Source organism: Vreelandella neptunia (genome assembly GCF_000712975.1).
In the GTDB taxonomy this organism is placed as follows: domain Bacteria; phylum Pseudomonadota; class Gammaproteobacteria; order Pseudomonadales; family Halomonadaceae; genus Vreelandella; species Vreelandella qaidamensis.
This window is the reverse complement of the sequence record NZ_JHQL01000003.1, coordinates 555,497-576,045: the sequence shown is the minus strand read 5'-3', so window position 1 is coordinate 576,045 and position 20,549 is coordinate 555,497. Positions and strand designations below refer to the sequence as shown.

The window sequence follows — 20,549 nt, the reverse complement described above, 5'->3', positions numbered from 1 at the left end:
CTGTCCGTTGCCTCTTTTTCAGCTGCCTATTCGGCGGTTCACTAGACCTAGCTAGCAGTATAAATATAGGCATCAACAAGATAAGTACAAAACGTTAAAAATACCCTTTTTTAGCGCAACTAGAGCAAGTCATTGATAACTATAATAATATATATTCTGAAAATATTTAGGTAATCTGCTTAAAATTTGGCACAGAACCAGAGTGTGTATGTTGTGTAGCCAACCCGTAGCTATTGTAGCTACCGCATTTGCTTTCTTCGCTGAGAGCTTCACACTGGATATACAGCGGAAAGCGTTGGCCTGATGAGCGGCTATCAATAGGAATTACGTGGCAGTAATCAACGAAGCGATCTGATACAACACTGCCAGGCATGAACGTCTCGCCACGTTTTTCAGCTCGATTTTTGCTGCGGATCAGCCGTCTCTTAATTTCTCCTGGAAAAGATTTAGCAACATGCTGATTTCTAATAAATCTCACTTCCTCCAATGTCGCTGGAACCATTTTAATATCACTAATTTCAATAAACCCTTCGTCCGCCATATTCTTAAAATACCGCACTGATGATAAGTAGGACAAAGCATTAATATCTTTACTCACGAAAGCGATTGAATCCCCAACTGTATCCGTAGCCCATGATGGAAACGAAACACCAATGCCGGAACTCGTTATTTTAGGGCCGCTTATAAACCCATGTAAGCAAGCAATACACCTCCCTGCTAAAAATGCGTGATTAGCTGAAGGAATTAAATATCTTATGTAAAAAAAGTATCTCATTTTTCACCCTTCTTAATTCCTTTTTGGAACATACCTCCTTTCACTAGCACTGACATCACGTAGTGTGCATTGGAGCTGGCCTGTCTGGTTTTACTCATTTCCTTCGTAATGCTTGTTACTTCGTTTAACAGCGAATAAAAATCTTTTTTCGTAACCGGTTCGCGCATAGCTAAAACTCGACTACGGTCTGCACCGTACTCGCTCACCCTTAAGGGGTACTCAGCATCTTTATCTAGCCACCAGTCATCAATTTTTTGAATTGCTGCTCCGACCTTATGAGCACCAAAGCTAACTGCTTGACGACCATCACTCATTGTGCTTTTCATAAACTGCCTAGCCGCACTTCCGTTGCCTCTATCATCTTTCTCAACAAATAATTGACTGGGAAAGATTTCTTGGCAAAATTCTGTTTTTATTTTGGCAGTTACATCAGCAAAAAGAAATTTTTGTGGGCAAGAAAGTGCTTCTGCAAGCTCGGCTGCTAGTCCTTCTAATGATTTAAGGTCATCTCCTTCCCAAGAAGAACCCCATTCTTTATACTGTACATCTTTAACACAGTAGTTTTTTAAATTTGAGGTAGAAACTTCAACAACTATTCCTCTTGCAACTTTATTTCTCCAAAGCCACTCAGCTGAAAGAATATTTTTAGCATATCGGGTTGCTAGCTCTTGGTATCCGCCCAAACTTCTATAAGTATCAGAAAATTCTCTCAATGCTTTTGTTGCTTCTGCATTATCACAGATATTTGGTTCTAAACTGTTTGAAATGATGCGTAAAGAAAAACGACAATACACCGTATCGACTAAAGGTGGTACATAACACGTTTCGAGCATGATAGGATTAGAAAAGCCTAAATCACTTGTTTCTTTTGCGCGTGCAGTTCCAGATGCCATATAACCATCACTAAACGTTGCCTTGGGGCCACGAAACCGTGTCACTTCAGCTTGCAACGGCTCAAATTCGCTCGAAACTGTCCGGTAATAAAAAACCGCCTTGCCCGGATTGAGAGAGCGCTCATAGCTAAGATGTCTGAAAGAGTTCATCATGCCGACCTGCCTATGCTTTTTTCATTAGCATAGTCAGGTTCTGGCTTTTCAACCTCCAAAAAGCGTTTTTAAGAAAGTCAGCTTTACCATTGAGCCTGACGCTTGCCGATGACAACGTCTCTGTTAGACCGACTAAAGGCTCAGCATAAGCATGGAGTTCCCTGTGTGAACCAGACCGATAGCAAGGTTCTTCAAGCAGCTGGTAGCCACTCATAGCAGGTAAATGATTGGGATGCTTGGAAAACCATGTCACCAAGCTGTCGATGCTTTGCACCTGTTTTTCTGAGTCGACAACCCAACGACCTTCGTCCGGCAGAAGCGATATGGCTGCCAATAAACTGTTTGCATCTCCATATAGTTGGCACCACTGCAACTCTTCATAAAGTGGCGGGGGCTGCATAGTTCCCCCAGCGAACCTCCCAGGGAACGCAGACTTCAGCATAGTCAATTCGTCATTTCCCAGAGGGGTATCGCCTCCATCCTCTAGTCGATAGCGAATAACTAAATCCATGCGCAAATCGCAAAAGCGCATATCAACAAGACCTGGCCGCTTGGGAGTCTCACCTGGCTTCGCTGGTGGTAGATAAGGGGCAGGTATCTTGGCACCCGAGGAGGACTCATACTGCCGCAAAAACCAGGCAACTCCTTCAAAGACAATGTTCCGCTTAAGGATGTTTCGTAAACGTAGCTGGTAGTTATAGACTGTTCCCCATACGGCTAGAAGTGAAGGCAGGCCCACTAGATAGGGACAAGATAGCGCCTGCGCATCGAATACATGTAGGTTTTTTAAGTGAAGGTAATGATATGGCTCTTCAGCCATGGGTTCACCTTCTTTGATTTTCATCCCAATCAACAAGGACTTAAGCTGAGCCTTGAAAGGAATTAATAGCTCTGGATGATAAGCAAAGCTTCGCGTTTGGGGATACCTCACCAAAATACTGTGCAATTCTTTATTAACCTCAGGTAGGATTTCAAGTAAATCTTCGTCAAGAGCAGAAATCAAAAGAAATGCAGTGCTGTTTTCCCAGTCTGAAGGTACCTCCCCTCCTACATTTCGCCAATAGCTAACTGGGGATAGCCATTCAGATAAAGACTGCCTCAGCAACTTAATAGCAGAACGCCTATGATCTCGCCTTTCCTTAGCTACCAACAAGCTTTTACTTTCAACAATTTCATTACATGCCAGGATAAACGACTTATTTCTTAAAGAACTGTGATGAAAGTCTACACACACACTTTCAGAAAATCTCCCACTTTTATAGCAACTATTAGATATCAAGCGAGGTGGATAATTAAGAGCGGAGATATTGCCTCCAAGTGATGATGCTAAATCTCCAACACTTGAGGGGTGCCAATGTTTTATTGTTGAAAAACTCCCAGCTTTATTGCGGCGAGAAATTTGAATATCGGCCAACAATGAATGTGATGTGACCGGTGTAATGCTTACATCTTTTCCTTGGTAGATAAATGTCACTTGTACAGAATATCTATCCACATAAGAGGGTAATAGATTTTCTGTAAAAAATTTCACTAAAAGCGACTGAAGGTAAATCCACTGACCATCAGATATACCAAGCTTCTTGAATTCTTCCTTCCACCTTTCTTCATTATCTATAATGACAGTAGCTAAACAGTGTGTCATACCATTAAATATAAATTGAGCTCCAAAAAGCTTTGCTTTATTAACAGCTGCTGAGTTGTGTGACCAGCCCAAACGTCTTACGCTATTATATGAAGAAACAACACTGTCCGAGGGCTTCTCAGCTTTTACTAACAATCTCTGATGTGCAACACGTGTATCAGGGTGCTTTAGGTTATGTGAGTGCAGCCACTGTACTTCCTGCGCACAGCTTTCTATATGCTGCCAATCTTTGAGTATTTCAATTGCTCTTTTTTTATTCAACAAATCGGGTGCCAACTGACGCTTATGCGATAAGTTAAGCAGTGCTAGAATAGCGAAGTTAACATTTTCAGAAACTTCTAGCAGCGGCGTGTAGGGAGCGAAAGCTTTACGAATTGCTTCTGAGCGGCTTGGCTCATCCAATTTCAACAACGTACTTAACGACATGACATTACCACGCTGGTAGATAATTATTATAGCTGCTTGTCTCAACCGGCATTCGCGACTGACGTAACTCCATGATTTCTCTTAAATAAAAAACCCCTATACCGTTCACTAGCTTTTCATGTGATTTAAACTTTACCGCGCATTTGAGATACCCTTCTTCATATAGACGGTACGCTTGCTCATACGACGTGCCAAGCAAAATAGCGGCTTCCGGCATACTGATAAGCAGATCTGCGACGTTTGGCACACGTGTTTGCGGATTCTGGTCAACCAATCGTGCTAAAAAATTCTCCAATGGCATCAAGACGAAATCGCTTTCTGGATAAACCTTCAACAGTAGACGCGAAATGCCGACAATGTTGCCAAAAACATCGCGAAATGAGGTTTTATTATAATCACATACCAATTTATCTCCTGAGAGCGCCGCTTGCTGCTCTAGTTCCTGTGTAAACACTTCAGGCCAATGCGTGAAATACTCGATAGCCCGCTCAATCGTAAGAGTGGGAACCTGATCACTAGCATCTAACGTTTTATATGCGTACAGCTGGTACCACAACAGACACGCTAGGCGCAAACTGACTGAACGGATGTCGAGTAGAGGATGGTTTGAAGGCGAAGGCTCACCTACTACGAGACGGCTAGCGATAAGCTGCCATTCGTCTGCTGGCTCTGTGTCAGCATTTCGAAGATCAAATCCGCAGCGGCAAGTATGCAAACATTCAGAATGGGTGTAATTTAATTTTTCTTCGCATTTTGGACACTCATGCAGCATCTGTTTGCCATGATTAATACAAGCTTCGTAGGGCATCCAGTGCCATTCTTGCCGAATATAGTTAGCTTCAGTGAGGCAATTCGGGCAGACAGGTATCCCCTTTTGGCGAACTAACGCTCGGGGTACATGGCTACCTGCATAAAACACGCTACTGTAGCGCGAACAAAATTTCTCGCTTGAGTGCATTACTGCTAGATGTAAAAGGGGCAACTGCTCATTATCGGTCAACGACTCCACGAGCTTGAGCGCCCGAACCCGTCGACTGCTACTCTGAGCCGCGTGATAGACATTTAAACGGCTTAGCTCTTCTGGGAACGCCCCTGCTGCTTCATGGTCATGCAGCTGCAGCCAGTCTTTTATCGCTCGACTAAGCTGCTGATAGTATTCGAAGAAATTCTCTTGCGATAGACGGAGCATGTAGCTCTCAAGTGACTCGTTAATGAACGGACTTGGGCGGACAAGCAATTTCATGGCAATCACCTGCTAAGATATCCTTATCAAACATATAGCAGCTATCCACCATAAAGCATAAATTTTACTAAAAATATTGACTTGTGGAGCTCATCCCCCCTCCCACGATTAAAGGTTGAGCTGTCATGTCAACGCCGCTCACGCCTGCCCGTTGTCACTACCACTGAATAGGAATCCCTGGTCAAACACAAAAGCCTTGGAATTATGCCTCGGCCAGGGTTTAGACGAGCTTAAACGGATCAATGTCCCGAAAAATACCTGTTTTGGTCATGTCACGGCGGAGTGTAAACGCTTCAACAGCTGCCACCGGATCGACCTGCTCCAGCTGATCAAAGTGGATTCGGTTCCACTGTGCTCGGGTGACCTTGATGCTGTAAAGATACTGATCGCGCGTATCACCCGTGGCGGGATCGACCACCTGACGATACCCGGATACCCGCGCTTCTTGAACAGAGGGCAAACGCACAAACACGGCGCCAAGCACACGAAAGGCAATGCCGTGAACATGGTCACGGTACAGTTTCCGCTGTCGGGTGGCACTCAGGGATGTTGGGGTGAGCTTGAGCGCTTTTGCGGGCATCGTCCATTCTCGATCCGGCATGTCATCGTCAGATGGCAGGTCAATATCCAGCGCCATCGTGGTGTCATCGCTTCCCAAATCAAAATCGATCACGGTCTCGCGGGGCCAATCGATCTCTTCCAGGCGCTCTTGCAGCGTGAGCGTCATATCGTCGCGTTGCCTTAGCACGCCCTGCTCTTCTCGCTGCTGCCGGGCAAACTCGGCGGCATCAAAATCGGCTTTGCGGTGCTCCCAGGCACGATAATAGTCATCATTAAACTGCGTCTGGCGACGTGTGTTGTTGGCCTCGTGTTGACGGCGTGCCGGTGGCCATAGCGCTTTCCACCATGGAAGAGGCACCGGCGTGGGCGGTGTGGGTGCCGGCTCAGCAAAATGGCGTGGGACATAGCCACGGCAGTGAGGAGATGGGGTGTCGTGGTGCAGCTGCCCTAAGCGCACGATGTCCGCGTTTAATTCATCGCAGAGTGTCTTGAGCTGTGCACGAATAGCATCACGTGCATGGCGGCGAAGCCAACGCACGTCCTGGTCGCTGAGCGGGGTGCCGTCTTCAAATAGGTAGCGCACGCTGCCGTCTTGATTAATCGATAGCCGTAGCCCCAGAGACTCGCCTTGCCTGATGCGCTCTTCCAGCGTTGCACGGGTCGAAGGAGTTGCCACCTGCCTTTGTCGTGAGGCCTGGGAAGAACGGGAAATCTTCGTTCGATAGGCCAGCCCTGTCCCAGGAATACCGGCATGTGCATGCGCACCTCACGGCCCCATGCTCACACTCGCTCCGCGAAGGCCTACGGAGAGCCCCACGCCACGCTTGCTGATATTCAATCGCACGCCGGGCGCAAGCGAAATGCGGCGTTGGAAGCGAAAAGCCATCGGAACTCCTTGAAGATGGGATTTTACATTATTGATTCACGCGCCGTTGATCGCGCTTACCTACGACACAGTACCAGCGCGCTTCTTCCTCTTGACGCCGCTTAATCGCCGCCTGCATGGCTTCATCTGAGGTTGCATAGCGGGTGCGTGTTGTACCGTAACTGAACTGCGCGCTGCGTTTTTTGCGTGAACCGTCGGGCATCAACTCATACCAAGCCGCTACCCAGAGTGTTGTTCCAGTGGGGCGTTCGTAGTGATAAACGCCCGTTATCGGGCCAACGGGCTGTTCACGATGTCGCGCGACGGAGCGTGCATCCACTAGCAACAGCTCTTTCCAGCGACGTGCGCCCCAAATCTCTCTGCCACGTTGGTCTCGATACGCAAGGCACCACTCAAAAGTATCGTACTCACTGGCTAGGCGTGGGATCGACTTGGTTTCGGGTTTGCCTGATGGGCCTGGCACGCGCACCACAGGGTTAACGTGGCTTTTTGGCCACGAAATGTATTTGGTGCTTTCCCATAGCTGGGGTAATGATAACGGTGCTCTCATTGATACTCGTTACTTATTGTTGATTCACAACGCATCTCGATGCACGCCTTTATCTGGTCTGCCGTTCAGTTCACTCGCGTTCACTGTGCGTAATTGAGGCTCTTGCATATAATGCAAAGCCGTATCCTATTGAGATGCTGAACTTGAGTACAGCCACATGCCCGTCACTGGCTCTGCGCATATCAACCCTCTATCTTACTTGGTGCTTCTCGTTGCTGGTTCGGTCTGGTTAATGACACTGCAGCCAAGGCAGAGTGAAAAGCGAGCGCCGCAAACGGCATGTCCAGATAGACTAGGAAAGTAAGTGCCTAGGCACTTAACTAACGTACACGGCAACTTAGATCATTTACGCTTATCACTGAACAAAAAGATAATAAACAGGAGAACGGTCATAACGCGACACAAAAACATTTTTGCAGCCTTAGGCGGCATAGAGCTAAACGAAGCGATACAGCGCACCCGTGACTCGCTCAAACAGCAGTGGCAGCCGTCACAACTGGTTGTATCCACCGCCGCTAATGAGCCACTCACTTTGACTCTAGAAGAACGTCATGCAATAGGAAAGGTAGTTCGTGAAATACTGGAAACGCGCTTATCAGTTCTAGAAAACGAAACCGAATAGCCAGAAGACTATCGGACTGCGAAGGATGCTTCAGCATTCGACAAAGAGCGTGCCAGCTAGGTTACAACCATGCGCTTGTCAAAGAATAGCAAGGTTATGTGTAAACGCCTCTGTCCATCCTTGTAATCAGATCCAGCACTTGCTGCGCATCCTCCTCCATGATATCAATGGGACGCTGCCAATCCAGACCCATGGCTTCACTGTGCAACCACTGGTTCGCTGCTGTTTGATCCCCACCAAACAGCTCGACAGCCGCAATCCAAATGACGTTAGTAATTTGCTGCTTTGGGTCATCAGCGCTTGGCATATCTTCATCACCCCTTGCAAGTTCTTTTGAAGCTGTAAATTTGATGAGTCTAGGTGGTATAGGATTTGTCTTTGCTTCTTCATTGCTATGCATAGGAACAAAAACAACTCCTGGCGTAATCATAGCTTGGCAAAATCCTCGGGCTCAATCCTGGCCATGGACCACCTCCGCATCTACTAAATACGTATTTCGTCCCACACGTTTGAGATCCACCCAAGCAGCGTCAGGCGTCGCCATTTTGAGCGGCCGGCCAATATCACGCATACGTGGCAGCAGCTCGATGATGGGCCTGCTCGTATGAGTGAACTCAATGGTGCCAAAAGGAGTGCGGTGCGTACCTTTACGCCCAGTTGTCATAATGGTGAGGCGATCGACGGGGATTTGTGAGATGGCCCCATACTCTGACAGGGCTGACTCCAGCGACACGTAGCTGTACTCCCCACGGCGCATGGCCCGAGCGATTCGCTCTAGCCGATATGGGTCGGGTGTGCGCATAAGGGCGTAGCAATAGATGCCCCGAGCAACGCCTTCAAGAACGCCATGCCTACGCAGTCGGTTGATCCCTTCCTGAAGGGTTTTCGGTTTGTCTTCATGAAAGATCTTTGCCAAGTCACTTAGCGTGAATACGCTTCGTCCTAACTTGTCCCAGCCGTCCAGTCGCTGCCGAGCGCTCATCTGATTCATAAATGTACACCTAAACTATGTATCTATAGTCTAGGTGTACACTAAATTGCTCGCAAAAACTGACCAAGATTTCTTAATTACTAACATGCAGCGGTTCATCTATACGAGTCATTGGGTAACCCCCATACCTCCTGGGACTTCTGAAGGAACAGTCGTCGAGCGTAAGGAAAAAGACCGTATTGTATTCCTTCAGATATCGGCCAAGAGCGGATGTTAAGGAGTTTTCAGATTAATGATGTTCACAACATCTATTCCACGCCCCCTTCCCTAAAACGCGGAGCGTGGCGGGCTGGGAATGTCAGTTTCCGTCCTTGAATTTTGCTTTGCAATTGCCGCTCATGCACATGGTACAGTAGTGCTTTCTATCCTCATGCTGGGTACCCTCAGCGATGATTATGCCGCAGCCGTTGCAGAACAGGGTGCCAATCCCGTCTTCGAATTTCACAATTGCATGTTCGTAGTCCATAAAGTTCTCCGCGAAGACCCCATCCTGCAAGAACGGGTAGTAATAGCTTGTCAGCAAAAGCCGACCTTTATCTGATATTTCCTTCGATGGCGCTATCAGGCGTCAGTTCAATTTCCTCTCGACCATCAGGTTGATACAGATAATAACAACACACCTAAACAGCACAGGCTAAGCAATTCTCTCCCTGGCAACAGATGCATTCAGTGCCATGATTCTCGGATAAGCAACTCTGCATCACCAAAGTTGGCTTGGCCGCTACCGGCCAAGAGCGGCCTTTTAGTCTTCTCTGATATAATGCCGCTCAGCACGCTCGGTTGCCAATCATGCTCTATGCCGTATTAGTTTTTAATTGCCTTCAGTTATAGCTTTCTCAACAATGCTAATAACATAGCCGTCCTCATAGCCTGGAAAAAATTCTATGAGTGTGCAGCCGTTAGCTTCACATAACACTCTCTTCCTTCTATCGCGCTCTTGCTGTTTTTCAAAAGCTGCCTGGCCACCAAAAAACTCGACTGGCCTCATGTGTTGAGCGCCTTGATATTCAATTCCGATATTGTGGTCAGGCAAATAAATGTCTAGGCTTTGCCTCCCGAGCCATTTTGGCTTTGCTTGATGCACTACTTTTGTTTCGAGAAAATGGTTCTTGATGACATGGAATAGTCGCAGTTCGTTTATCCAGCCTTGACCAAACTCACCCAGCCCATCTTTTCTCAAGACTCTATTTTCAGCTTCCCTAAGATAAATCATCATCCATGACCTAGACGTTTCTTGAAAAAGTCGAGAAAATGAATTCTTAAATTTAAAATCTTCATCTTTATAACTCTTACTTTCCAATGGGGTTACGACATTGAAATTCCTGGGGTATAGGTATAGAAAAACTGCATCCTCTTTAGCTGTTGTTCCAAAGTCTATGGCGCTTCCGACCGGATAATGCATAAACAACTTTTCCGTTCTTGAGTATCGTTGATTCTCCATAGATGTGTTAAGACGATCAATGTTCGATATTGGAGCAATGTAGTCTGAATATTCTAAAAGTTTTTTGATTGCAATTTCTTTGCTTGTTAATGTATGAAATAGGTTAATTGCTTCAGCGGCTATATTTCTATTATTGGTTGCACTGAATTCGTCTATTACGTTCTGAAGCTCGTCTAAAACTCTATTCTTATTTTTCTTCCCATGTATTCCCAAGCCATATTCTTTTCCTCTCCAAGCAGATACATAGCTAAAAACCCACTCTGACTTTATATTGATTTTCTGTAAATAAGGATAAATTCTTTCATCTTCAAAAAGACTAAATACCTCTCTTATCTTTAGGCTATCAGAAGAGAATTTTAATAAACCGTCTACATCCCCTTCCATTATAGATGCGTCGTAAGCTATTTTTTTAAAAGTGCCTGCGTGAGCAGGGCATTTTTCAATCGCCAACTCGCATAAAGAAATAAGAAAGTGATAGTTTTTGTCATGTAAATACTTATTTATAATAACCGTTAAATACTTTGATGCTTTTTTTGCTAATTCAAAATCGCTTTCTGGGTTTAGTCTAACCTCTAGTTTGTTAAATATATTGATATCAAAATTTCTTATAAAAAAATCGACTTGTTTAGCGCTATTATCGTCGAAACATAAAGCATCCTTATCCATATTAATTCCTCAATTCCTTAATAAAAGGGTTTTTCGCTATAGGTTAGGTTAGGTTAGGTTAGGTTAGGTTAGGAAAGTATCGGTGATTCTCAACCCAGTTATCCAAATGGCTGCCGCTAAGCAGCCTGTTTATTACGCTCGACTTCTTGCAACTTGCCAGGGTTGAGCGATACCGGACCGGGTACCTCCCAGTTGCGGGTGTTGCCCGACCAACGCTGTGGATGTCGGCGCTTAGCACGTAAGCGCCCCTAAACCGGCACCTTCCGCTCTCGCTTTTGCCACCTCACGTTCGCCTTAAAGGGGCGAGGAAAGGCCTTGTTCGGAAATGTCGTGACGTTCGATCCATTCAACCGTTATTGTTTGCTCATCACTGACCTGATCTTGGCTAGTCATATCTATCTGCAGCAGCTTTGGCTCTCGAGGCCCAGTCTTTAGCGTCTCAATACTGTCAGTCAGTGGTGGAATCGAAACCTCAAAGGTTCTATTTGCTCTACTGATATCAGCAATCTGTTTGTCGGAATATATGGGTACGTGATAGAACATCCCTGCTACATAGTAAACAGCAATAAACCTGGGGTAGTCTTCTCCGGCGTGTGCTCTTTCAAAAAGGAAGACAGAGTATTTATCCTTCAGCCGTCCCCAAGGGGCCGCCGCGATGAGAAGCATACAAGGTTCAATCGGTGAGCGACCTTGTGGATTCAACAACATGCGCCTCGTAGCTTCAAATTCGCCCAGCAACTCACTTGGAATTAATGCGAAGATAGGCTTCACCAAACCTTTCCAAGCAGCAAATCTCGAGTGCGGCTCGGAACGATACCGAAGAGTTAGCGATTTGTCGTCTGACTCAGCCGTTCTTTCTGGATCAGTGATAGTCACACCATCTAAAGCGTGCTCTATTCTTAACCCATTCCCGGATTTAGCTGTAGGCACACCTTTTCTTCCCCTAACCCCGGTGACCGCATGAAAGAACTTGGTTAGCTTCGCAAGATGGTCATCATATTGACACCCAAACAAATCATTGCAACTCGAACATTCATCAGCGGAAAAGAGTTCATTATTCTCAAAAAATGCCGGGAGAACATGAGCCAAATTCCACCCCCGACCTTCTTGCTTTGTTTGGCCGCAGTAACGGCAATGGCTATTTTTCTTGCCGATAACCAGACGTCCATCGCTCTTGGAATGACAGAACACTGGCCTATATAGTTTTTCGTAAAACCCCATTCCTTAACTCCTTATCTATTTCTGCCGAACTCCCGCAGCACGGTCAAAGTTGAAGCGCAGCAGAAAATTTGTCCGGCAGCAGCGATTTGTTAGACATTTCTGGTCTGTGAGTTAAGAAGATTCGGGAAGATAGCTCAATATCCAATCTTGGGCTCTTAAACCAATATCGGACGGGCGGGAGCTGATACAGCACGATCGCAATTATCGAAACGACCACTGCCCAAAAAGACCAATTTGTCAGCATGCGTACTCCGTTGTCATTGGTAGATCCTTTTACATAACGCCGCCAACACGCGCAGCTTTGTAGTGAAGGCGAAGCCGCAACGAAAAAGCTGTCGCCGTGATTGGCCTTATTAGGCAAAGCAATCTGGGACCTGAACAACCTGCTGATCCTTTGTAAGTGGGGATAGCATCCACTCAAGACTCCGAAGTGGATATGTCCGCACCCAAATAGTACTGGCTAGGAAATGGTGCGCTGCAGGCTCCGACAGGACGGATTTAACATTCTGTAAAGCAGCTTGCTTATCTTCTGCTTGATGGATGATAGACCCATAGAATATTGCACGGATCATCTCTTCAGTATCCAAACCATGCCACTTTTTTCCGGACCCAGCTCGCTGCCACTGCTGTTTGTTGTGCTTGAGGGCCGCCTTGACCGCATTCGACTCACGACAGTGCTTTCCAATAAGCCCCTGAATCGTGAAGAAATGTGAGGGTTCTTCATTACCCCAAAAAAAGCGAAAATCAATATACAGCCCTTTCAGGCGGTGAACACTTACTGGAATCCCAGTAGTGTTGAATTTCCCTTCGGAATCATGCCCCACCCACCCTGAAACAGTGAATCCTTCGCTTTCAAGCTCAATCCAGTTCCGCTCAAGTTCCGCGAGGCGGTCGCGGAAAAATTGGATAGTTCTTAACGCTTCGTCATCCATTGGTTCAGTCAGCTCGATTACACTCAAAGCTTTCCCTCTTTTGCCTAACAGTGTATTAGACGGCGCGCTCTATGATTGAATGAACGTGCTGGCACTTTTTCCCAGCAAATGCCGCCTGTCAGATTCTTCCAAGCCTATGATCTTTAAGGCTATTAATTTAAATTAGGTTATATATCCAAAATTCGCGCGCCTACTGCATTTTCCGAAATGTCCGCTCAGGGTCGAAATCTGCCTTAAGCAGCTCTCTATACCAGTCCAAAAGCGTGGCGAAACTGCATAGCACGCTTAGGCGTCTCTATCACCAAAATAGTCATCCGTCGCCACGAGCCCCAGGCGGTCATCTGTATTGAAGGCCTGATCTCTGTCGCTATCTTCGCTGAATAAATTTTGTACGCGACGTTCTTGTTTGAAGTAAGCCAGCGTGCTGAAAAAACAGCTTTCACACAGGTGAACTTCATAGCGCTCACCGTCGTGTTGAGAGCCATAGCCCCAATGGGCTTTGAGGGTGGCGTACTCAAGGTTTTCGTCTGCTACCCGTGTCGTGGTTAGGCAGACATCGCACACCACATCAGTGACGGCCTCGACTTCTACTTTTTCAGTCACTTTCATTGCTATGCTCCTCCCCTACCGACCATGTACTCACTAACATGGCATGTGCAATGCGTGCCTATCTCGGCGGATGCTCATCACCTGATTGGGTGGCTGGAACAGGCTCTTCCACCTGCATGGCTTCCCAGTCGTCAACGCCTATAGGCTCAAATGGCAGCTCATATTTGCCGACCGAGCCCTTAAGCCGCTGCAGAGAGCCGCCGTCTGCTTTTATATCACTGGACTCATTAGATTTTTGCATCTAAATGCCTTCTGCAGTGCGTGCGAAACCATGAATGCAGTATCACGGTAGACTCATTAACCTTAATCCACCCCAAGCGCTTTGACCACTGCATCAATCGGTTCGGCATAGAAGCTGGTTTGGAACTTGGTGAACAGCTCTCCGGGGATGGTAGGAATATCCATGGCGCTGCTCATGGGCAGGGTGACGCGCTTGCCACCGGCATCAAAGGCAACCTGCAGGCATTCCGCTAAGCTTTCGACGGGCTTTAGACTGCCCCCTAGACTCATATCGCCCAGCACGACCATTTGGCTCTGAGTAGGTTTACCTACCAGACCTGAAGAGAACGCGACCAAGCTGGCGAGCGAGAGGTCACGCAAAACGCCGCTATTTTGCAGGTCGACCACATGCAGGTGGAAATCATGCTCCAACACTTTACGGGCACCACTGATACGGCTGGCGTTGGCCTTGAAGTAATCAAACGCCATTTTGACTTGCTCTTTGGCGGCCATTGAGTTCCAGAGCCCTGACATGGCCAGCTTGCCGCTGCCTGCGGTTACCTGCATTTCGATGCGATAAACCCCCGGCATGCCTTTATCGCTGAGGCCAATAGTATGCACCACACCTGGCTTGCCCTGGCCTTCTGGAATTAGGCCGCCACCGCCCTGCTCTTTCACCGACACAAAGTGCTCTTCCAAGGTCTCTTTGTCGATGTAGCTGAAGTGGACATCGTAGAACTCCATGCCACCAATTTTTTTCAGCTGCTCCTTCACGCGGTGGCGTACTTGCATGGCGTATTCCAGGCAGTCCCGTACATCGTCTTTCATCAGCCCTTGTGAACCGCCGCCATGGGGAAACATCAGTTTCAGCAAGCCTGACACCGTTTTACGTACCGCGATCACGTCACGCTGGTTGAGGTTATTACCCAACGAGAAGTAGCGATCAATGGCATCGGCGAAGCTGCGCTTGCGCATCTCGCGGAAAAATTCAGCAAGGTAATCGACGATAAACCCATAGCGCTGAGTGAAGAACGAGGGCCGCATCTTGGGGATTTCCCAGCCAGGGATATAAGCATGGAAGCGATCAAAGAAGGCAGCATCGATCATGGCATCAGGGAATGGCGTCAATAGGTGGCTGGTTTTCACCAGCGACTCCACGCTTTGGTTGATGTTGCCAACGAACACCATCGAGGCTGAGGCTTCCATCTGTTCGCGCCCACGGGCAAAAGAACCAGAGGCCATGTAATCCTTCATGATCTGCACCCCGTCCTTATCCTTGAACGAGATACCGGCCACTTAATCGAATGCCACCAAATCCCACATACCCACCAGGCCAATGCGCCGTGAGCTCATGTTGTAGAACAGGTTAGCCACCGTGGTTTGCCCGCCGGAGGCCAAAATGCTGTTGGGTGAACACTCTTTGTAGATATGGCTTTTGCCAGTGCCCCGTGGCCCTAACTCGCAGACGTTGTAGTTGTTCTCGACAAACGGAATCATCCTGGCCAGCAGATGCCACTGCACGCTCTCATCCAGCTCGGCAGGTTCCATACCAATCGAGCGAATCAGCACTTCACGCCATTGAGCATTGGTGAACCCACGCCGCCCTTCAAACAGCTCGTCCATATTCATGTGGGGCATCTGAATCGGCTTGAGCAGGCTGACACCAAACGGCGAGCTTGTTTGCCCCTCTTCATGGAAGTAGCTGAGTGTGGCGATCACCCAAATACCGCCTACCAGCAGCTTCTCGTGCTCTTTAACAATGCCTGCGGAGATTTCGGCATCTTTGATGCCCAGGTTACTGAACGCCGCTTCATAGCGATCTTTCTTCTCATTCAGACGCACCGTGACACGATCAATCACCTTGAAGCTGCCGCGCTCACGCACGATGGATTTCACTTTCTCCGCTTCATCTGGGCGAACGTAGTTATCCGTCAGAATCGCTTTGACGTTTTCCAACCCTTTAGCGATCACCTCCGCATCATAAGAGACGCAGTACATGCCCAACAGGTACTCCAGCACATACACGGGCACATTAGCGCCCTCTTTCACCCGCTGGGTGAGATCCTTACGCACCACGCGGCCCGCAAAGTGCGTGTTGAGCAGCGTATCCAGATCAGCAGACTCAGGAGCTGAGAAGCTAGGGGATGATTCCATTCGGGAGGGTTCCAAGAAAATAGTAATTAGGACGCCAGAACATCATTAAAGTGACGGATTTGTTCTGTGGGCACCCTGCGGCTTTCACGGGCCACATTGGCTTGCATACAAACCCTCGCCACCTCGCACAAGGCGCTATCCACCTGCCGACGCTGATGGGCCTGAAACCAGTCCAGTACCTCCGACAAATGCCATAGCGATGCGCGCCCTTCGTGAAGAGGTAGCGGAAACGTGGCTAAGTGAGACTGAACCAGCTTACGCATATTCTGGCGCGTGAACACGAGCAGTTCAGCGATGTCCGTTACCCCGACCAGGTCAGGCCCCACTTCAATCAGGCGTGCGTCAGGAATCGCGCGCTTCACATCTGCCATGGCGGAAGTGATTGCCTGTTGGGCTGACGCGGCTTCGCGGGCAAACTCCAGAGCCAAACGCCCCTTCAATCCGATGCCAATCAACGCATCATCGCAACCAGACTCATAAAGGCTAGTTTCCAACACCTCTCCATCGAGATCACTGGGAATAGCAAACTTCAGGATAAACTCATACGTCATGTTTCTTCCTCCTCAGAGGATATGCCGCCGGTACAGTTATCCACCACACGGCGCAGCTGCCTGGCATGATTGGCGGAATTTTTTGGTGTGCTCCACACACTGACAATGCAAAACTCACCACAACGGCAATCACTATCATTGTACGGGCAATATAATCGACCCCACGCATGCCCAGAAGCGAGGTCAATTCGCCAGCCTTGCGCCTCCGCATAGGTCAGCGCTTCTTCAATCTCTTTTTTGCTGTGTCGGTGGCGCGGCATGGTGTCTCCTGATCAAAGTGTAAGCATCGCCAACTAAGGTTGTCAACTGACAACTCCGTGTGCTCCACAGCGTATCCAGAGCGATTCTTGCTGGTATTCAAGGATGATAAGCAAATGTCGACACCAGCAAAGAATAAGCCCACAGCCAACGGAGTTACTTCGTGCTATAAAAGCGAAATACTGGACACATTGGAAGCAGTTGCAGAGAAGCAGACACCGATTAGGAAGCCTCAGCGTAGAGTAACTCATAGAGGCATCATGCTCAGCAAAGCCGCGTAAATTGCGACGGCCCCACCACTTTATGATGGGGCATCCATTAATATATTTTTTTATAGTTACAAGGTCAGTTTTGTTAAAAATTAGCTTAAAGAATTATTGCAAAACCTGCATACTTTAGCTTTGTTTTTTATCTTTTCGGCACAATAAGGACATTCTTTTTCGTCACTTTCATGTACGTTTCTTATTCCGTTTTTCTCTTTTTCACGATCGGCATCTTGAAGAACTGCCCAGATAAGCGAACCAACCCAACCGAACAAAGTCCAACCTAAAAAAAAGTTCAACAAAAGAATTCCAACTTTGTTTTTATGATTTCTATGCACAGCAATTATGGAAGGTATAAAATGAAACAAAATGCCAATGATTATTAATACTATACTTATCAAAATGTCTGCACCTTGAGCACCAGCAACTTTTATAAACCCTACGATTAGGACGGATGCTATAGCTGCAACCAGAACATGTATCCACCAATTATTATTCAAGACAATTACCTATATGATTAAAAAAGAAGTTATAAGTTAATAGTTCCTACAAGCGGTGGTACTGTCAAACGTCACTGGCGGTTTTTTTCTGATACAATCTGCTAACTTTCACCAGCTTAAAAGGCCGTGATATTCCATCACTGCATCGCGGTGCCAACCGCTGGGAATATCCTCGACGAAAACGTTTAAGTCTTCTTCCAGCCAGCTATCAAGCGAATTAATATTTATCTATACACATTCTATCGGCAATGATCTTACCCAGCAACAGTGGACACTAGTTTAAGATATCATTCGGGCTCCAGGTGCCTCTGGGCTGATCATCCCAATAACACTGTGTTGTCGTCGCGTTTTGTAGTCCAGTTCGATGCATTTAAACACCTGGCGCCTTATTGCACCCCGAGTTTTAAATGGCTCTCCGCGGATCGCCTCAAATTTGAGGCTGTGAAAAAGCTTTCAGCACAAACGTTATCATGTCAATTGCCTTTAGCGCTCATGCTGCACCTCAGCGCATGACAGGGAAGCAGCTATTGGTAATAGCGTGGATCATTAGGCTTAGGGCCTAGAAAAAATCATCCGTAAACGCGAGATCGATCACCACCCGGTAGCGCTCCCGCTCGGTGCCCAGGTCTTTATCGCGCAGCACCAGGAAGTAGTCGTTTTTACGGTCGAATGACGTGCCCGATAGCGAGAGGCGCACCGACTTCATGCGCTCGTTCATATTGTCGCTTGCGCTATCGAAGGTCACGACTTCTTCACTGGAAACCACCTCACTGCCCGCGTAAATCGCCACCGACGGCGTGATCGGGCGGAGACGCTCGCTCACCGCTTCGGTTTGCAGCAGGTCAAAACGCTGAATGTTATTGACCATTTTCAGCGATGCCTTGGGTGAGATTACCTCCACCTTGCGGCTGGTGCGCTTTTCCACCTTCTCGCCCCGTAGCTGCTGAACGGTGAGCACGGGCACCACAATTTCCTGGGGCATAATGCCCCCGTGTACAAACCGCGCCCCGCCGACAAAGTGAAAACGGTGTGCGCCTTTGGGTATCCAGAACTGGGTGTCGCAGGTGGTGCCTGCCGTATCGCGGGTATGGCCGTACCACACGCTGGGGTTATCGGGCAACGATTCACCCAGCACATAGCGCTTTTTGCTTTTGAAGGCCGACGTTGGCTTGTCTGACAGCGCCGTGCGGTCGGTAGCATCCAACGCGCTGCGCTGGAATAGGAAGCCGTGGTCGGCGGTGACCAGCACCGTGCTGGTGTTCAAGTGCATGAGAATTTTACGGGTTAGCTGATCCAGTTCATCAATGGCATCCTCCACCGCTGCGAACGTCTCGCTTTCGGTGTTAGCGGCATCCCCACGGGCATCCACCACGTTGTGGTAAACGTACATCAGCTGCACGCCTTTGATCTTTTCGCGCCCCTCTTCACGGCTCCAGCCCTTTACGTCCTCGGCGGTGACGGCTAACGCCTCCCCGCCGAGGGCTGCTTTGAGTAACTTGCTGCGGTTCGCCGTGCCTTGGGTGGATTGGCCATTCACCAGCACCGTATCGCTGCCCGGCTGATAGCTGAGCTCTCGGTGCGGTAACAGCGAGGCCATCCCCAGGGTGGTATAGCTAGGCACCACACCTAACTGGCTTTTTAACGTCGCTTCACTGTAGCGCTTGGCATTAATGCGCTCACGCAGCTCTTCCGCCGCCTCATAGCGAAAAGCATCACTAATCACGACCACCACACGCTTTTGGCGGCTAGCGGCTAGCTGGGGCTGCACCCAGTCACGGTAGAAATGCTGCTGGCTGGGGATATTGGGTAGCTTCCAGTGGGTGAGCCGCTGTTCGGCTTCCACGCGCTCGCTCCAGTTACGGGTGAGCTGGCCCAGGAACCACTCGTCATAACAGCGCTCAACGGCGGCATCCAGGTTTTTAAGCAAGCTGTATTACAGCTACCCCTTACCTTTTAGCTTTGATTAGATATGGAGTCTGGCACACCGGTGCGAGACGACCACAATCCAAGCGTGCCCGTACGACACACATAGACTCAGCTAGTGACACGCTTATTAACCAAGCATTGCTAGAAGAGATCCGCCGTCAAACAGCAGTGATAGAGCGTATGAGTGAGCGTATAGAGCGCCTAGAACAAGCATTGCTGACACTACCAGCACCGCCAGCTCAAAAAGTAGAGCATGACACCCCACCAGCAGCCTCAGAAATTAAGCAGCGCCACCAATTTAGCGACTTGATTGACGCTATCCGCAAAAGCGAAGGCTAGTCCTAAGACATATTGGCAGGTATTATTAGGATTCTAATGATATTTGAGAAAAAAATAATGAAGCTATCAATAAAAAGCGCTGCGATTCTTTCAGGTGTACTGCTTTCTGCCAGTGTCTTTGGACAATCTGCTGCCGCTGAAAGTGACCCGTTTGACTTATCTTCGTCAGCGTCCCAGGTCGATAGGCTAGGCATCGTTACAAAGCCAGAAGTTGACGAGCTTAGAAGGGGTGTTGCTGAGCACTTTAACGCTGGAAATTGTGATGCTGCCCTACCGTTATTAGAAGAGCTTTCTAGAAAATCCAATTGGCTGGCTAACATGGTGTCGTCCACTCTTTCTCCATTTTATAGTGCCAGTCGGGAAGACCGGAGAAGCTACGTTAAAATAACGCCTCTTATACCACTAGAAAATATGTCTAATGAATACAAGAACATAAGAAACGTTGCTTTTGCGATGCAAGGCGAATGCCTTACAAAAATAGGTAGGCAAGAACAAGCCATCCCAGTTTTACTGAAAGCCTTAGACCTCTTAACACTAGATGATGAGGAATGGTGGGAAAGAACCCGTAATAACCTTCTAGAAATTATAGAAGTAGAACAGACTGAATAATCTCCTCTTTTTAAATAAAAAATAGGGTATGCCGCTAGCCACCTGCGTTGTAAGGTCTACTTAGTCGTGTTTTGACGTGAGCACGGTTTTTAAGAAAAGAACGAGTTTAAGAAGGCAAC

Annotated in this window: 21 protein-coding genes and 2 pseudogenes; 3 read left to right on the top strand and 20 right to left on the bottom strand. The window is 47.9% G+C overall.

The window, feature by feature from the left end:
- Nucleotides 1-166: 166 nt before the first annotated feature.
- The 9 genes from cas6f to abiEi all read right to left on the bottom strand — a co-directional run bounded on the left by cas6f (nucleotide 167) and on the right by abiEi (nucleotide 8,742).
- The gene (gene cas6f, locus CR46_RS0110695; RefSeq protein WP_030072690.1) at nucleotides 167-775 is read right to left on the bottom strand and encodes a type I-F CRISPR-associated endoribonuclease Cas6/Csy4; all 609 of its coding nucleotides are present in this window, start codon (nucleotides 773-775) and stop codon (nucleotides 167-169) included.
- The gene (gene csy3 / locus CR46_RS0110690) at nucleotides 772-1,821 is read right to left on the bottom strand and encodes a type I-F CRISPR-associated protein Csy3 (RefSeq protein WP_035536536.1); all 1,050 of its coding nucleotides are present in this window, start codon (nucleotides 1,819-1,821) and stop codon (nucleotides 772-774) included. The genes cas6f and csy3 overlap by 4 nt, the downstream gene beginning before the upstream one ends.
- Before the next feature lie 10 nt (nucleotides 1,822-1,831).
- Nucleotides 1,832-3,889 carry a hypothetical protein gene (locus tag CR46_RS0110685; protein ID WP_030072686.1) on the bottom strand — a complete coding sequence of 686 codons (2,058 nt, stop codon included), beginning with the start codon at nucleotides 3,887-3,889 and terminating at the stop codon, nucleotides 1,832-1,834.
- A 4-nt stretch (nucleotides 3,890-3,893) separates the two neighbouring features.
- The gene (locus CR46_RS0110680; protein WP_051690162.1) at nucleotides 3,894-5,132 is read right to left on the bottom strand and encodes a TniQ family protein; all 1,239 of its coding nucleotides are present in this window, start codon (nucleotides 5,130-5,132) and stop codon (nucleotides 3,894-3,896) included.
- Between the two features lie 220 nt (nucleotides 5,133-5,352).
- Entirely contained in the window at nucleotides 5,353-6,369 is a 1,017-nt protein-coding gene (locus CR46_RS17760; RefSeq protein ID WP_232222373.1) for a DUF4236 domain-containing protein, read from the bottom strand.
- A 90-nt stretch (nucleotides 6,370-6,459) separates the two neighbouring features.
- Nucleotides 6,460-6,579: a DUF4236 domain-containing protein gene (locus tag CR46_RS18565; protein WP_232222372.1), complete on the bottom strand. Its 120-nt coding sequence runs from the start codon at nucleotides 6,577-6,579 to the stop codon at nucleotides 6,460-6,462.
- A gap of 28 nt (nucleotides 6,580-6,607) precedes the next feature.
- The gene (locus CR46_RS0110670; RefSeq protein ID WP_030072682.1) at nucleotides 6,608-7,129 is read right to left on the bottom strand and encodes a hypothetical protein; all 522 of its coding nucleotides are present in this window, start codon (nucleotides 7,127-7,129) and stop codon (nucleotides 6,608-6,610) included.
- 716 nt (nucleotides 7,130-7,845) lie between these two features.
- The gene (locus CR46_RS17965; RefSeq protein WP_084180445.1) at nucleotides 7,846-8,181 is read right to left on the bottom strand and encodes an antitoxin Xre/MbcA/ParS toxin-binding domain-containing protein; all 336 of its coding nucleotides are present in this window, start codon (nucleotides 8,179-8,181) and stop codon (nucleotides 7,846-7,848) included.
- A 21-nt stretch (nucleotides 8,182-8,202) separates the two neighbouring features.
- A complete protein-coding gene (gene abiEi / locus CR46_RS0110655) occupies nucleotides 8,203-8,742 on the bottom strand; it encodes a type IV toxin-antitoxin system AbiEi family antitoxin (protein WP_030072677.1) in 540 nt (179 codons plus the stop codon).
- 295 nt (nucleotides 8,743-9,037) lie between these two features.
- Between abiEi and CR46_RS18435 the strand changes: the two genes are divergently transcribed.
- Entirely contained in the window at nucleotides 9,038-9,283 is a 246-nt protein-coding gene (locus tag CR46_RS18435; RefSeq protein ID WP_198023719.1) for a hypothetical protein, read from the top strand.
- A 270-nt stretch (nucleotides 9,284-9,553) separates the two neighbouring features.
- On the opposite strand, the gene CR46_RS17750 is transcribed toward CR46_RS18435, so the two are convergent.
- The 11 genes and pseudogenes from CR46_RS17750 to pglZ form a co-directional block, all read right to left on the bottom strand.
- Complete coding sequence (locus CR46_RS17750; RefSeq protein WP_035536534.1) at nucleotides 9,554-10,849, bottom strand: PDDEXK family nuclease; 1,296 nt, start codon at nucleotides 10,847-10,849, stop codon at nucleotides 9,554-9,556.
- Nucleotides 10,850-11,143: 294 nt separating this feature from the next.
- Nucleotides 11,144-12,070 (bottom strand): hypothetical protein, encoded by a 927-nt coding sequence (locus CR46_RS0110640; protein ID WP_030072673.1) that lies wholly within the window; start codon nucleotides 12,068-12,070, stop codon nucleotides 11,144-11,146.
- Between the two features lie 353 nt (nucleotides 12,071-12,423).
- Nucleotides 12,424-13,029 carry a hypothetical protein gene (locus CR46_RS0110635; RefSeq protein ID WP_030072671.1) on the bottom strand — a complete coding sequence of 202 codons (606 nt, stop codon included), beginning with the start codon at nucleotides 13,027-13,029 and terminating at the stop codon, nucleotides 12,424-12,426.
- A gap of 258 nt (nucleotides 13,030-13,287) precedes the next feature.
- Nucleotides 13,288-13,611 (bottom strand): hypothetical protein, encoded by a 324-nt coding sequence (locus CR46_RS0110630; RefSeq protein ID WP_030072670.1) that lies wholly within the window; start codon nucleotides 13,609-13,611, stop codon nucleotides 13,288-13,290.
- Nucleotides 13,612-13,669: 58 nt separating this feature from the next.
- Nucleotides 13,670-13,852, bottom strand: a complete 183-nt coding sequence (locus CR46_RS0110625; protein ID WP_030072667.1) for a hypothetical protein — start codon at nucleotides 13,850-13,852, stop codon at nucleotides 13,670-13,672.
- A gap of 62 nt (nucleotides 13,853-13,914) precedes the next feature.
- Nucleotides 13,915-15,984, bottom strand: a pseudogene (gene brxL / locus CR46_RS17745) (protease Lon-related BREX system protein BrxL).
- Between the two features lie 26 nt (nucleotides 15,985-16,010).
- Entirely contained in the window at nucleotides 16,011-16,535 is a 525-nt protein-coding gene (locus tag CR46_RS0110615; protein ID WP_030072665.1) for a helix-turn-helix transcriptional regulator, read from the bottom strand.
- On the bottom strand, nucleotides 16,532-16,795 hold the full coding sequence (locus tag CR46_RS0110610) for a hypothetical protein (protein ID WP_030072663.1): 264 nt from the start codon (nucleotides 16,793-16,795) through the stop codon (nucleotides 16,532-16,534). The genes CR46_RS0110615 and CR46_RS0110610 overlap by 4 nt, the downstream gene beginning before the upstream one ends.
- A gap of 359 nt (nucleotides 16,796-17,154) precedes the next feature.
- The gene (locus tag CR46_RS18150; RefSeq protein ID WP_035536533.1) at nucleotides 17,155-17,556 is read right to left on the bottom strand and encodes a superinfection immunity protein; all 402 of its coding nucleotides are present in this window, start codon (nucleotides 17,554-17,556) and stop codon (nucleotides 17,155-17,157) included.
- 279 nt (nucleotides 17,557-17,835) lie between these two features.
- Nucleotides 17,836-17,994, bottom strand: a pseudogene (locus CR46_RS18680) (hypothetical protein); the annotation flags it as partial.
- A gap of 121 nt (nucleotides 17,995-18,115) precedes the next feature.
- Entirely contained in the window at nucleotides 18,116-19,483 is a 1,368-nt protein-coding gene (gene pglZ / locus CR46_RS0110595; protein ID WP_232222371.1) for a BREX-1 system phosphatase PglZ type A, read from the bottom strand.
- A gap of 179 nt (nucleotides 19,484-19,662) precedes the next feature.
- Here pglZ and CR46_RS18320 point away from each other — a divergent pair, with 179 nt between their 5' ends.
- Nucleotides 19,663-19,821 (top strand): hypothetical protein, encoded by a 159-nt coding sequence (locus CR46_RS18320; protein ID WP_156963061.1) that lies wholly within the window; start codon nucleotides 19,663-19,665, stop codon nucleotides 19,819-19,821.
- Nucleotides 19,822-19,857: 36 nt separating this feature from the next.
- Nucleotides 19,858-20,430, top strand: a complete 573-nt coding sequence (locus CR46_RS0110585; protein ID WP_030072656.1) for a hypothetical protein — start codon at nucleotides 19,858-19,860, stop codon at nucleotides 20,428-20,430.
- The last annotated feature ends 119 nt before the right edge of the window (nucleotides 20,431-20,549 follow it).